The 13,252-nt window shown below is 38.2% G+C and carries 11 protein-coding genes; 5 read left to right on the top strand and 6 right to left on the bottom strand.

What is annotated here, in order from left to right; translation table 11 throughout:
- Window positions 1-43 precede the first annotated feature (43 nt).
- Window positions 44-1,432, top strand: a complete 1,389-nt coding sequence (gene glmM / locus ACZ1GR_RS01660; protein WP_377764907.1) for a phosphoglucosamine mutase — start codon at window positions 44-46, stop codon at window positions 1,430-1,432.
- A gap of 59 nt (window positions 1,433-1,491) precedes the next feature.
- Here glmM and ACZ1GR_RS01655 read toward each other — a convergent pair whose 3' ends face one another.
- The 3 genes from ACZ1GR_RS01655 to ACZ1GR_RS01645 form a co-directional block, all read right to left on the bottom strand.
- Window positions 1,492-1,956 (bottom strand): hypothetical protein, encoded by a 465-nt coding sequence (locus ACZ1GR_RS01655; RefSeq protein ID WP_472610531.1) that lies wholly within the window; start codon window positions 1,954-1,956, stop codon window positions 1,492-1,494.
- A gap of 91 nt (window positions 1,957-2,047) precedes the next feature.
- A complete protein-coding gene (locus ACZ1GR_RS01650; protein WP_472610530.1) occupies window positions 2,048-2,896 on the bottom strand; it encodes an alpha/beta fold hydrolase in 849 nt (282 codons plus the stop codon).
- A 7-nt stretch (window positions 2,897-2,903) separates the two neighbouring features.
- Window positions 2,904-3,812, bottom strand: coding sequence for a lysophospholipid acyltransferase family protein (locus tag ACZ1GR_RS01645; RefSeq protein WP_472610529.1), 909 nt, complete (start codon window positions 3,810-3,812; stop codon window positions 2,904-2,906).
- Between the two features lie 56 nt (window positions 3,813-3,868).
- Here ACZ1GR_RS01645 and ACZ1GR_RS01640 point away from each other — a divergent pair, with 56 nt between their 5' ends.
- The gene (locus ACZ1GR_RS01640; protein WP_472610528.1) at window positions 3,869-4,522 is read left to right on the top strand and encodes a rhomboid family intramembrane serine protease; all 654 of its coding nucleotides are present in this window, start codon (window positions 3,869-3,871) and stop codon (window positions 4,520-4,522) included.
- A gap of 123 nt (window positions 4,523-4,645) precedes the next feature.
- Window positions 4,646-6,316, top strand: coding sequence for an LVIVD repeat-containing protein (locus tag ACZ1GR_RS01635; protein ID WP_472610527.1), 1,671 nt, complete (start codon window positions 4,646-4,648; stop codon window positions 6,314-6,316).
- A 71-nt stretch (window positions 6,317-6,387) separates the two neighbouring features.
- Here ACZ1GR_RS01635 and ACZ1GR_RS01630 read toward each other — a convergent pair whose 3' ends face one another.
- Both ACZ1GR_RS01630 and ACZ1GR_RS01625 read right to left on the bottom strand, forming a co-directional pair.
- A complete protein-coding gene (locus ACZ1GR_RS01630) occupies window positions 6,388-7,500 on the bottom strand; it encodes a redoxin domain-containing protein (protein WP_472610526.1) in 1,113 nt (370 codons plus the stop codon).
- An 81-nt stretch (window positions 7,501-7,581) separates the two neighbouring features.
- Window positions 7,582-8,091 carry a hypothetical protein gene (locus tag ACZ1GR_RS01625; protein WP_472610525.1) on the bottom strand — a complete coding sequence of 170 codons (510 nt, stop codon included), beginning with the start codon at window positions 8,089-8,091 and terminating at the stop codon, window positions 7,582-7,584.
- 89 nt (window positions 8,092-8,180) lie between these two features.
- On the opposite strand from ACZ1GR_RS01625, the gene ACZ1GR_RS01620 reads away from it, so the two are divergent.
- Complete coding sequence (locus ACZ1GR_RS01620) at window positions 8,181-11,093, top strand: FAD-binding and (Fe-S)-binding domain-containing protein (RefSeq protein ID WP_472610524.1); 2,913 nt, start codon at window positions 8,181-8,183, stop codon at window positions 11,091-11,093.
- Here the strand turns inward: ACZ1GR_RS01620 and ACZ1GR_RS01615 are convergent.
- Entirely contained in the window at window positions 11,052-11,948 is an 897-nt protein-coding gene (locus tag ACZ1GR_RS01615) for a UDP-2,3-diacylglucosamine diphosphatase (protein WP_472610523.1), read from the bottom strand. The genes ACZ1GR_RS01620 and ACZ1GR_RS01615 overlap by 42 nt on opposite strands.
- A gap of 187 nt (window positions 11,949-12,135) precedes the next feature.
- Here ACZ1GR_RS01615 and aroC point away from each other — a divergent pair, with 187 nt between their 5' ends.
- Complete coding sequence (aroC, locus tag ACZ1GR_RS01610; protein ID WP_472611843.1) at window positions 12,136-13,200, top strand: chorismate synthase; 1,065 nt, start codon at window positions 12,136-12,138, stop codon at window positions 13,198-13,200.
- Window positions 13,201-13,252 lie beyond the last annotated feature (52 nt).

The raw sequence follows: 13,252 nt of genomic DNA, 5'->3' as shown, positions 1-13,252 counted from the left end.
TATTAATAACCATCAAATTATATTTGCAAAAACTTTTAAACACATGACACTAATCAAATCTATTTCTGGAATTCGTGGTACCATTGGCGGGGCCACAAATGACAACCTCACTCCAATCGATGCGGTAAAATTTGCTGCGGCCTATGGAACATGGCTAAAAAGCTATGCCGGCAAAGACAAACTTAAGGTGGTTATTGGTAGGGATGCCCGTTTATCGGGAGAAATGATACAGAATTTGGTAGTATCTACCCTAGTGGGTCTTGGAATAGATGTTATTGATTTAGGCTTGTCCACGACACCCACCGTGGAAATAGCTGTTCCTTTAGAGAAAGCAGATGGCGGAATCATTTTGACAGCTAGCCACAACCCCAAGCAGTGGAACGCCCTTAAATTGTTAAATGAAAAAGGGGAGTTTTTAGATGCTAAACAGGGGGCGATTATTTTGGAATTGGCTGAAAAGGAAGATTTTGATTTTGCAGAAGTTGATGATTTAGGAAGCATTTCTAAAAACGACTCCTATATCGACATTCACATAGATGAAGTATTGAATTTGCCCTTGGTAGATAAAGAAACCATAAGAAAGGCCGGATTTAAAGTGGTGGTTGATGGTGTAAATTCTACCGGAGGTATTGCAATTCCTGCTTTGTTAAAAGAACTTGGGGTTGAAGTGGTGGAATTGTATTGTGACCCAACAGGTCACTTTCCTCATAATCCAGAGCCTTTAAAAGAACATCTAAAAGACATCTGTGAGTTGGTTGTAAAAGAAAAAGCAGATTTCGGTATTGTCGTAGATCCTGATGTAGACCGTTTGGCATTCATCAGTAATGACGGCGAAATGTTTGGAGAAGAATATACATTGGTAGCCTGTGCTGACTATGTTTTAGAGAAAACCAAAGGGAATACGGTTTCTAACCTATCTTCGTCAAGGGCACTGCGTGATATTACCCAAAAGCATGGGGGCACTTACGAAGCCGCTGCCGTTGGTGAAGTGAACGTTGTCACCAAAATGAAAGCTAATAATGCCATTATTGGCGGTGAGGGTAATGGAGGTATAATATATCCTGAAAGCCATTATGGCCGTGATTCATTAGTGGGGACAGCACTATTTTTAATGCTTATGGCAGAAAAAGGGGGCACGGTAGCTGAGCTTAGGGCCAGTTATCCCAGTTATTTTATGAGCAAAAAGAAAATCCAGTTAACTCCTGAGTTGGATGTAGATGCCTTACTTGTTGCCATGCATGATAAATATAAAAATGAAGAAGTATCGACCATTGACGGCGTAAAAATTGATTTTGCCGAGAATTGGGTACATCTCCGTAAATCGAATACGGAGCCGATTATAAGAATATATACCGAAGCGAAAAGCCAACAAGAGGCGGATGCATTGGCAGATAGAATTATTGATGAAATAAAAGCAATAGCAGGAATTTAGGAAAAAAGGAAAAAAGAAAAAGCCCCGAGAATTCTCGGGGCTTTTTCTTTTACGAGCAACTATTTATCAGCAATAAGCTGATCGCTTTCCCAAACACCTTCTTCTAGCACCTGACCATGGACATCAAATATTTTTCCCTTTCCATTCTTTTTGTTTGCCTTCCATTTACCGCTCCATTTTGTTCCATCGGCAGCTATAAGCGAACCTTTGCCGTGACGTTGGTGTTTTTTTAAAGCCCCTTCGTATCTGCTCTTATCAGGCCAGACGTATGTTCCTTTTCCGGACAATTGCGTACCTGAAAGATTCCCTGAGTATGAAGAACCGTCGAACCAGGTAATATTTCCTTTTATGAGCTTTCCAGCTTTTAGTTCTACGTCAAACAAGGTGCCTTCTAATTGAAATTTATACCATCCGTCTGCCAAAAGTTCGAAATCAGGACTTGTTGGAATGCTATTAAATTCTTGTGATTGAACGTTAAAAGCAAATCCAAAGCTTATTAGTGTGATCAATAATATCTTTTTCATAGTAGTATTTGATTTTCATCTAAGTCGAAACGTTAAACCAAAAACTTACAAAAAATGATTCAAGCAGAAGATTTGTTTGGGCAGACCACTTTTAATCAACCCAAGAAGTAATGGTTTCTTTGATCAGTTTTTCTTGGTCCCAAACAATAAAGTGTTTTTCATTTTCAAGTGTGATGATGTTTAATTCATTTACGTTCGAAAAAGAGGATTTCATGAATTCAACATTTTCATAGGGTACCAGATTGTCATTGGTGCCGTGAATTATGGTGATATTTTGAGAAAGGTATTTTAACTCAGGTTGCAATGCTATCAAATCCTTTTTAAGCATCCAGAGTTCATCGTTAGAGGGCTTTAAAGCTCCGGGTACAAGATATTTTAGGGGAAACCAGGTAAGGGGTTTGCGCCATTTTTCTGGTTTTTCTGCCTTAGGGTCAAGAGCTCCAGCTAAAATCATTAGGTTTTGATATGATTTCGGTGCCTCCAAGGCCATCTTTACGATTAATGGTCCTCCGTAAGAGTGTCCGATCAAAGTAACGGGTTTACCATTGTCAATTTGAGTTAAAAACTGATTCAGTAGCATGGCCTGATTATCTAGATTTATACTTTTTCTGAAATCGCTAAAACCAAAGCCTGGTCTGTCGGGTGCAATAAGACGGTATTTTTTTGTCAAAAGAGAGTCTTTTAAATAGGCCTTCCAAGCATCCCAACTTCCAGGCGAACCATGGATAAAAACTAGACTTTGGGCATCTGTATTTCCCGTTTGTATATAATGTAAGGTGTTACTGTCGATTTCAACGATTCCGTCTTTATAAGCCGTTTTGCTATTCTCAAAATAGGCTTTCGTCTTTTTTGAAGATGTACGCATTGTCATGCAAGAATGAGCAAATAATAAATAGCTAAGCAGCACAAGATAAACGACATAGTGTTTTTTAAACGTCATGAGTGTCTTATTTTGATTTCTTAGCTAAAACTTGGGCTCTTTGAGCTTCCTTACCTCTATGTTTCCAACGTTTATGCGTCCATAGATAATGTTCAGGTCTTTCATAAATCTGTTGCTCTGCCAATTTTATAAACTGGTCGGTAATCTCGCCTTTTTCAGTTGACGGTGCATTGGCGGTTATAGTAGAAAATTCTGCTTTATAATAACCTCGTTTTACTTTTGACACTTTTAGAAAAACGACCGCAAGGTCCATTTTTCTTGCCAAAGTTTCAGCTCCATTAATGATCGGAACTCGTATTCCCATAAATTCTTTCCAGTATTGAGAACGACTAACCTGAGGAGATTGATCACTTACCATACCAAAAATACCTTTAATGCCATCCCTTTTGTTTTTTACAATAGTCTTTACGGTTTCTTGTTGGGTAATAAGTGTTGTATTCCACCTAGCGCGTACTTTACGGCTCCAAGAATCAAAATATGTATTATTTATTTTGGTGTAGACCGCATAACCTTTGGATTTTACGTAGTTATTTAAGCTTACATTCCATTCCCAGTTGGCATAGTGAGAGCAGACCACGAGAATACTTTTTTCCTTTTCTATTTCTTGAATAAGTTCAACATTCTGAATATCATACTTTTTAGCCACTGCTTCTTTAGAGAGATTCATGGTTTTGACCATTTCTAGAAATGAATCGCAGAGGTGTTTGTAGAATTCTTTTTCAATACGTTTTCGTTCTTCTATAGATTTTTTGGGGAAAACGAGTTTTAAGTTAGATTCTACAACCCTTCTGCGATACCCGATTACGTGATAAATAAGAATGAATATCAAATCCGAAAACCCATAAAATAAACGGTGTGGTAATATAGAAATAAGCCATAGAAAGGGGTAGGCCAATACGAAAACAAGGAGTTGCATATACCGGAAAATAATGAGCAAATATAGCTATATTTGAAACCAATAAAATACGCTTTATGTATAGTTTGCATCCTGCAACAATTGCCATTATCGCAGCAAATGTTCTAATTTCTCTAAAGGGCTTTAACGATACGGTATTCTTTGATAGGTATAAATTTAGTATTGGAGGAATTAGGGCAGGAGAGAAAGAACGGGCACTTACTTCGGGTTTTCTACATGTAGATATCGCGCATTTGTTCTTTAACATGTTTACGCTGTATTTTTTTGCAGATGTAGTCATAAGTTGGTTCGGTCCTGTTCAGTTTTTAATTATATACTTTATAGCCCTTGTGGCGGGTAATTTATTAAGCATCTTTTTTCATAAAAACGAACCATATTATAGTGCGGTTGGTGCCAGTGGGGCGGTTACCGGGGTGCTGTATGCGGCAATATTGCTTCAGCCAGACATGCAATTGGGCTTTTTCTTTATTCCCATTCCTTTACCCGCTTATGTTTTAGGTATTGGGTATTTACTATATTCCATCTACGGTATGAAAAATCGGGTGGGAAATATCGGGCATTCCGCTCACTTTGGTGGTGCCATAGGCGGATATGTGACCACTTTAATTTTTAAACCTTCTCTATTTCAGACGGATACACTTATGGTAATTCTGTTGGCACTGCCGATTGTTGCGCTTTTCGCCTTGGAAAAGCTGGGAAAACTAAAATAAGTAGTCTATTTCCTACTTTAAAAATGCCTTTCATCGGACTGTCAACATTTTAGGCGCGTTTTACAACATAAATTACCGTATCCAGGGGCCTGAGCTTAATTTTGGACTTTAAAATAGTGTTATATGTCCCAATTTAAAAAGTTCACCCTACTTTCCCTTTCGTTGTTATTTGTATTCTCGTGTTCAGATGAGACCACTTATTTTGATCAGGAGGCTGAAGAAGCTTTTAAAGAAAAAATTGATCAAAATTCAGTTTCTGTGACGGACTTAACCGAATTGAACAGTGTACTTAATTTTGATCAAGCTGGTGTAGTAGATCTGGTTACCAATACCACTTCAACGTCTGGTAAATCTTTTTCAAACGCCAAAGGAAATGAATTGGCAGGTGATTACCCATTAACATTGGTAGCTACACTTGATGCACCAAGGCCTAATTTTGATGGTTTTGATAATTTAGCGGCAACGCATGTCGCCATAAATGGTGATGTAGCCTATGTTACATATAATACGGCTGGCCTTGGTTATGCAGGCGCCATGTATATTATTGATATTGCCGATCCGCAAAATCCCGTTGTACTTTCTGGTATTTTATACTATGCAGATCTAAATTCTGTGGTTTATAATGAAGGCCATGCTTATGTAGTAGGTGGTTTTGACGCCGGTGAATCGTTGACCAATGCATTTATTGGAAAAATACCGGTTGCTGGTAACACGATAGATAATGATAATATCACCTATGGCATACAAGATGGTTTTAATGTGCCCGATGTAGCTATACAAAACGATAAGGTTATTGTCGGTAGTGGTACTAACGGCTTGCTTATTGCCTATGACAAGGCTACAATGACAAAATTGTATGATACACCGGTTACTGATATACGTTCACTTTCTGTAAAGGATAATACCATTGCTGTTTTAGACGCTAGCAGCGGCGTAAAGTTTATGGACCCAGATTTTAATTTGGTAAATGAAATAGCCATATCTTCCGATTTCGGTGTGGATGAAAAGCGTACCATTACCCATTTTGGAGAAAATGTATTGGTGGCCGAAGGTTCTAATGGAGCTGGGGTCTATAATGCTTCAACGGGTGCATTTATAGAATACTTACCTATAATATTGGATCCAGACGGTATAGAAGCAGTAAACAAGGTGACCAATGCGGTTTCAGTAAACGAAGATGTCGTATTTATGGCTAATGGTGGTGCCGGTTTGGCATTATTCAAAGGCACAGGCTCTACAGCTGACCCTTACGGTGTTATAGACTTAGCGGGTTCGATTAATTATGTTGCCTCTAAAGGAGACTACTTATTTGCGGCTGCAGGTCTTGGAGGGTTTAAGGTTATTAAAATGAATAAGCCATCATCTGAACTTCAAGAAAGATGTGCTGTATCTCCAGTTTATAACGGTACAAATGTATTAAACGTAAATGTTGGTGAAGATTTATCGTATAGTGGTTCTAGAAGTTTTAGAGCGCTTACAATCAATGGTTCTCTTCTGCTATGCGGATCATGGACCGTTAGAGATGGTATCGATATAGGTAACAATGCGCTTTTTGAATTGAGCGGATCGATGACCTTAGCTAGAAATGACCGAAGAAGAAATATTACTGTTGGTGAAGGCGCGACCTTTAGAATAGAAGATGGAAACCTGGTCATTTGGGGAGATTTGATTCTTGAAGATAATTCCTCACTTGAATTTATCGGAACCAATTCAGTAACTGTGCATGGTAGTGTCATTCGATCAAGTTCAGCTACGGTTAGCGGTAATTTTGATGACACGGAAGGAAAATTTTAATAAAATTTAAAGGATAAAAAAGCCCGGTACAATTTGATTGTACCGGGCTTTTAATTTTAGATTATTGAAATTTAGTTGAGTAATAACTCTGCTACTTTTTCTTCTAATGCTGGCCCACGTAGATCCTTGGCTACTATAACTCCATTTTCATCCAATAAAAATGCCGCAGGTATTGCGTTTACGTTATACATTTTAGCAATGGGGTCATTAAAATATTGAAGATTTGAAACATGGTTCCATGCTAAGCTATCCGCCTCAATTGCTTTTAGCCAATCTTCAGATTTTCTGTCCAATGAAACCCCGACAACATTAAAACCTTTGTCTTTGTATTTCTTATAAACAGAAACAATATTGGGGTTTTCAGCTCTACATGGTCTGCACCAAGCTGCCCAAAAATCAACAAGGGTCAATTTGCCTTTTACGTCATTTAAAGCCAAAATTTTACCATCGGGTGTCGGGCCAGAAAATTTAGGAGCCGAAGCACCGATCTCGGTAGCCACCATAGCGGCTAATTGTTTGGACAATTGTTTTCCAGGTTTTGATTGTTTCAGTTCAGGGGTAAAGGCCTCAAAAAGTTCTCGTGCCTCATTAGAAGGAATTGCTTTTGTTTTTAATAGATTATCCAACAACAGTGCAGAAATCAATGCATTAGGATTATCCTTAATAAAATCTTTGTTGAAATCTTTGGATTTTTCTTGTAGTTCGAAGTATTCTTCACGAAGGGAATTTAAAGTGGCCGTATCTCTAGTTTGATTTGCAATGCGCATTTCGCCATTAATAGACTGGGCCATCTGCTGTATCTTGCGCTGTTCGGTCAAAAAATTCGCAAATAATTTGTTTTGGGGCGTACCTTCGGCATTAGCGAACATTAAACTATCTTTTTGCCCTTTATAAGTTATTGTTCCGTTTTCAAGAATAACGGGCCAATTTCCACGAATACCTTCAATCACCATATAATGCAAGGCTGGAGCATCTTGCGTACCTTCAAATCTAAATTTCCCTGCAACAATTACAGTGGTGTCGATATCTACCAATCTATTTGTAGAGTCCAGAGTTTTAAGATAGATTGTAGTACTATCGTTTAAATCTCCTGTAATCTCACCGTTTATGGTATATCCATCCGTTCCAGTTCCACATGCTATAATAGAAATAGCTATTGTTACTACGGCTAAGAATTTTTTCATAAGATTTTAATTTTTGCCAAAGGTAAAGATATTAACAGGCATAAAAAAAGGCTCCAACTTGGAGCCTTTTAATTTTACTTTTTAAAATTGATAACGGAGACCTAGAGCAATATCGAAAAGGAAATCATTATCGAATCCGTCAAATCCTATGATTCCAATTTCTGGGCGTATATCCAAAGAAATGAGTAGAGGTATATCGAAATCATATTCCAGACCTAAGTTTCCGGCGGCAAAAACAAACAGTCCGTCGTTATCATCGCTAAATCCGTTATTATTGTTGGGTACAGGTTCAAAATCAGCATTGCCAAGTCCGCCACCAACACCGTAATACCAATTAAATCCACCGTCAATTTGATGAACCCATTGGTAAACACCTGCAAGTTTAAAGGCATCAAACTCTCTACTGTCTCTAAAACCCAGATTAAATTCGGCCCTGTTTAGTCGACCGATGGCCTTTTGATATGAAATTTCTGCTCCAAAGCCGTCGCTATCCCCTAAACGTAAGCCTAAAGTATGGTCTGAAATGCTCTGCGCCTGAACAGAAATTGTTGCAAATACAAATAGTACTGTAATAAATGTGATGATTCTCATAAGTTTCTCGATTTAATGAAATTAAAAAATTAGTCTCTTTTCTACTTTATGTAATAAAACTTACTTTAGTTGTCAAAAATTGTTCCAACTTGCAAATTTCGGTATTAAAAGAACTTTCTTACAACCTTGAAGGGGAAATAAAATTTGATAAATTATCTAAAACACTGTATGCTACGGATGCTTCTGTGTATCGTAAGATTCCCCTGGGCGTTGCCTTTCCAAAAACGGATAATGACCTAAAAATACTATTGAGATTTGCAACTGACCATGACATCGGACTGGTACCTAGAACAGCTGGTACTTCATTGGCCGGTCAGTGTGTCGGAGAGGGCATAATCGTAGATACCTCTAGGTATTTTACTAAAATCATACATCTTGACGAGAAAAAGCGACAAGTTGTCGTACAGCCAGGTGTGGTGCGAGATGAACTCAACCGGTATTTAAAACCATATGGTCTTTTTTTTGGTCCGAATACGTCTACTTCTAACCGTTGTATGATAGGTGGAATGGTGGGTAATAACTCTTCTGGGACAACCTCTATCCAATATGGGGTAACTCGGGATAAAATAGTTGCGTTAAAGACCATTTTAGCAGATGGCAGCGATGCCTTTTTTGAGGAAATAACAAAAAAATCCTTTGAAGAAAAGTTGAAGGTTGATTCTTTGGAAGGAAAAATATATAAATTTCTCTATCAAGAACTTTCTGACCCCAAAATTCAACAAGAAATTCTTTCTGAATTTCCTAAACCAACGATACACCGTCGAAATACGGGTTACGCGGTTGATGAGCTTTTGCGCAGTAGCGTTTTTGATGGTAATGATGCAAATTTCAATTTGTGCAAGTTGTTGAGCGGTAGTGAAGGTACGCTAGCTTTTACCACAGAAATTACTTTACAGCTAGATGAACTTCCGCCGGAATATGCTGCAATGGTGGCCACACATTATTCTTCTTTAGAAGATTGTTTGAGCGACGTAGCACCGGTAATGACCCATAGCTTGCATTTATGCGAAATGATGGATAAGGTGATTTTAGATTGTACCAAGAATAACAGGCAACAGCTAAAGAATCGCTTTTTTGTTGAAGGAGACCCTGCTGCAATTTTGATGTTGGAGGTAAAAGCGACTTCAACGGAGAAATTGGAACAAGAGATAGAAAACCTGCAAAAGACCATTCAAAAATCGGGCTTAAGTTATGCAAGCCCCGTTTTGTATGGTGATGATATTCGTAAAGCCATAGAACTTAGAAAAGCCGGTTTGGGGCTATTGGGTAATATGGTGGGCGACAAAAAAGCCGTAGCTTGTATTGAAGATACTGCTGTGGCACTTGAAGATTTAAAAGATTTTATTCTTGAGTTTTCTGAAATCATGGCTGGTTATAAGCAAAATGCTGTTTACTATGCCCATGCAGGGGCCGGTGAGTTGCATTTAAGACCAATTCTCAATCTTAAAAAGTCTACCGATGTGGCTATGTTTAGAGCGATAACAACCGATGTCGCAAAATTAACAAAGAAATACAAGGGTAGTTTTAGTGGTGAACATGGTGACGGTATTGTGCGGGCAGAGTTTATACCCTTAATGATTGGGGAATCAAACTATAAGCTTTTAAAGCGTCTTAAATCAGTGTTTGACCCTTCGGGCATTCTTAATCCAGGTAAGATTGTTGATGCGTATCCAATGGATGAATCCCTACGATATGAGATTGATAGGAAAGAGCCTGAAATAAATACCCTTATGGACTTCTCGGATAGTGAAGGTATTCTAAAAGCGGCCGAGAAATGTAATGGGAGTGGTGATTGTAGAAAATCACAACATATGGCCGGAGCTATGTGCCCTAGTTATCACGTCACATCAAATGAAAAAGACACCACTAGGGGTAGGGCCAATACCTTACGAGAGTTTTTAACCAATTCAGATAAACCGAATCAATTTGACCATGAAGAACTAAAAGAAGTCTTCGATTTATGTTTGAGTTGTAAGGCTTGTGCAAGCGAGTGTCCAAGCAATGTTGATATTGCAACTCTAAAAGCAGAATTTTTGTATCAATACCAAGAAACAAATGGGTATACTTTTAGGAGCAAACTATTTGCAAATAGTACAAGATCAAATGCTTTGGGCAGTAAGTTTTCTGGCCTGACCAATGCGGTTTATGATTCTAAAATCTTAGGTGGAATTCTGAAAAAAGTTTCTGGTGTTGCTGCCGAAAGGTCTTTGCCAAAAGTTTATAGTTTTAATTTTGATAATCTTATTCAAAGCATTAATAATAAGAAGGTTGATTCATCTAAAAAAGTGATATTATATTTAGATGAGTTTACCAAATACTTAGATGTTGAAGTTGGCAAAGATGCTATTCATGTTTTACAAACACTAGGCTATGAGGTAGAGCTGTTTTATGCTGAAAGCGGACGAACCTATTTGTCGAAAGGTTTTTTAAAAGAAGCCAAAAAGCTTGCAGTAAAAAATATGGAGGCATTGAAACTAATATTAGAGAAAGATTTGCCTATAGTTGGTCTTGAACCGTCTGCAATCCTCTCTTTTAGGGATGAGTATAAGCGATTATATGACGATAAGGTTCTTGTTGAAAGACTTGCTAAACAAAGCTTTTTAATTGAAGAGTTCTTAGCTCAAGAAATAGCAGTTGGCAACATTTCCGCCGATAGTTTTACCTCAGAGGCTCGAACAGTAAAAATTCATGGGCATTGTCATCAAAAAGCCTTATCAAATCAAAAGGTCACTTTTGATGTTTTGAACCTTCCTAAAAACTATAAGGTTTCTATTATCGCTTCGGGCTGTTGCGGTATGGCCGGCTCTTTTGGTTATGAAAAAGAACATTACGAAACGAGTATGGCAGTAGGGGGGTTAAAATTGTTTCCGGCCGTACGCAAAAGTGATGCCGATACTATTATTTCTGCAAATGGAACCAGTTGTCGCCATCAAATCTTTGATGGTACGGGAAGAAAAGCGCTACATCCCATCACCATCTTGCGTCAAGCCCTGATTGCCTAATGATTTTTCATTCATGTTGCTAGGCTTTACTTTTCTTTCTTCGGTGATAGAGACTATGAGTTCGTTCATATCCATTTCCTTTAAATCCTCATCAACAAAAAAAGGCAGTAGTTTATCATAATTGTATTGATAAACGCGCCATCTTTTGAACGAATACTCCAAAGCGGTAAGATTTTCGACCCAATCACCAGAATTTAAATACATGGTTTTGCCATATTTGTTCTCGTATAGCTCTTTTTTGGGTTCGTGAATATGTCCGCAAATCACGTACTCATAATTTTTTTCAATGGCCAAGTCGGCAGCGGTTTTCTCGAAATCATTAATGTGCTTTATGGCACCTTTCACACTATTCTTTATTTTTTTTGATAGCGAGTACTTCTCTCTGCCCATCTTTGCCAAACACCAATTGATAAACCTATTGATTAAGATGAGTAGATTGTATCCATAACTCCCGAGTTTTGCCAGCCATTTAGCATTTTGAATGGATACATCAAATATATCCCCATGAAATATCCACGCTTTTTTTCCATCAAGGTTTAAAACCAATTTATTGGCGATATTGAAGTTTCCTATAGAAGTGGCCGCAAACTTTCGCAGCATTTCATCGTGGTTGCCCGTTATGTAATGGACTTCCGTTCCTCGAGATGCCATTCCAATAATTTTCTTTAACACTTTCAAGTGAGATGGAGGAAAATATCGTTTGTTAAATTGCCAGATATCAATAATATCACCATTAAGAATCAGCTTCTTTGGTTGTATGCTATTGAGGTATGCAAGCAATTCTTCAGCATGGCAACCATGTGTCCCCAAGTGAACATCAGAAATGACTACTACTTCTATCTTCCTTTTTTTCAACACCAAAATTTTAGGCAAAATAACAGCGAAGAAATAAATTGGCAATCAATTTGAAGTCAAGTGTTTATAATCTAATTGTTAACTAAACATTACAGTATGGCCCAAATGTTTATAAATCTTTAACTGTGTGATATACTTTGTTAAGAGACAAGGAAAAATTACCTTTGATATCTTCAAAACCACTGATATGGCAGGCAATTCGTTTGGAACTCTTTTTAGACTAACTACTTTTGGCGAATCCCATGGCAGAGCCCTAGGAGGAGTAATCGATGGGTGTCCTGCTGGCATTGAATTAGATATAGAAGCCGTTCAGAATGAACTGAATCGAAGAAAACCAGGGCAATCCGCCATTGTTACCCAGCGTAAGGAGCCAGATATTGTTGAAATATATTCTGGACTCTTCGAAGGAAAGACTACAGGTACACCTATTGGTTTTGCGATTCACAATACAAATCAGAAATCTAAGGATTATTCACATATAAAAGATTCATATCGACCTTCTCATGCTGATTACGTCTATGATAAGAAGTATGGATTTAGAGATTACAGAGGTGGGGGTAGAAGTTCGGCCCGTGAAACTGCAAGTAGGGTGGTTGCGGGTGCAATCGCTAAACAGTTTTTACCTAATATTGAGATAAATGCTTTTGTTTCTCAAGTAGGGAAATTAAAAGTCCAAAGACCTTATCAAGAATTGGACTTTAAAGAAATTGAAAAGAATCCTGTCCGTTGTGCCGACCCGGAAATGGCGAAGCAAATGGAAGATTATATCAAATCCATTAAAAAAGAAGGGGATACGATTGGCGGGGTGATTACCTGTGTGGCAAAAAATGTACCTATTGGTTTAGGGGAACCGGTTTTTGATAAACTTCATGCCGAACTCGGAAAGGCGATGCTTAGCATAAATGCGGTAAAAGGTTTTGAGTACGGTAGCGGATTTGAAGGGGTTTTGATGAAGGGTAGCGCTCACAACGACCAGTTCAATAAAGACGGAACCACTAAAACCAACCTGAGTGGAGGTGTACAAGGAGGTATTAGTAATGGTATGGACATCTACTTCAATGTTGCGTTTAAGCCGGTAGCCACGGTATTACAAGGTTATGAAACCATAAATAAAGAAGGGGAGAAAGTAAAGACCCAAGGTAGGGGTCGTCATGACCCTTGTGTAGTGCCGAGAGCAGTACCTATCGTAGAGGCAATGACCGCTTTGGTATTGGCGGACTACTACTTGTTGGCAAGAGTCAACAAAGTATAAAGCATTTGGTTGATTTCCTTTCAAAATAGTATCTTACCGACATAAACTTCAA

Source organism: Croceitalea sp. W27, assembly GCF_055693185.1.
This window is presented reverse-complemented; position numbering and strand designations above follow the sequence as displayed.

Coding starts and splice junctions, on each gene's coding strand:
- ACZ1GR_RS01630 (WP_472610526.1), bottom strand. CDS start 7,500: ATGAAAAAATTCTTAGCCGTAGTAACAATAGCTATTTCTATTATAGCA.
- glmM (WP_377764907.1), top strand. CDS start 44: ATGACACTAATCAAATCTATTTCTGGAATTCGTGGTACCATTGGCGGG.
- ACZ1GR_RS01650 (WP_472610530.1), bottom strand. CDS start 2,896: ATGACGTTTAAAAAACACTATGTCGTTTATCTTGTGCTGCTTAGCTAT.
- ACZ1GR_RS01655 (WP_472610531.1), bottom strand. CDS start 1,956: ATGAAAAAGATATTATTGATCACACTAATAAGCTTTGGATTTGCTTTT.
- aroC (WP_472611843.1), top strand. CDS start 12,136: ATGGCAGGCAATTCGTTTGGAACTCTTTTTAGACTAACTACTTTTGGC.
- ACZ1GR_RS01635 (WP_472610527.1), top strand. CDS start 4,646: ATGTCCCAATTTAAAAAGTTCACCCTACTTTCCCTTTCGTTGTTATTT.
- ACZ1GR_RS01640 (WP_472610528.1), top strand. CDS start 3,869: ATGTATAGTTTGCATCCTGCAACAATTGCCATTATCGCAGCAAATGTT.
- ACZ1GR_RS01625 (WP_472610525.1), bottom strand. CDS start 8,091: ATGAGAATCATCACATTTATTACAGTACTATTTGTATTTGCAACAATT.
- ACZ1GR_RS01645 (WP_472610529.1), bottom strand. CDS start 3,812: ATGCAACTCCTTGTTTTCGTATTGGCCTACCCCTTTCTATGGCTTATT.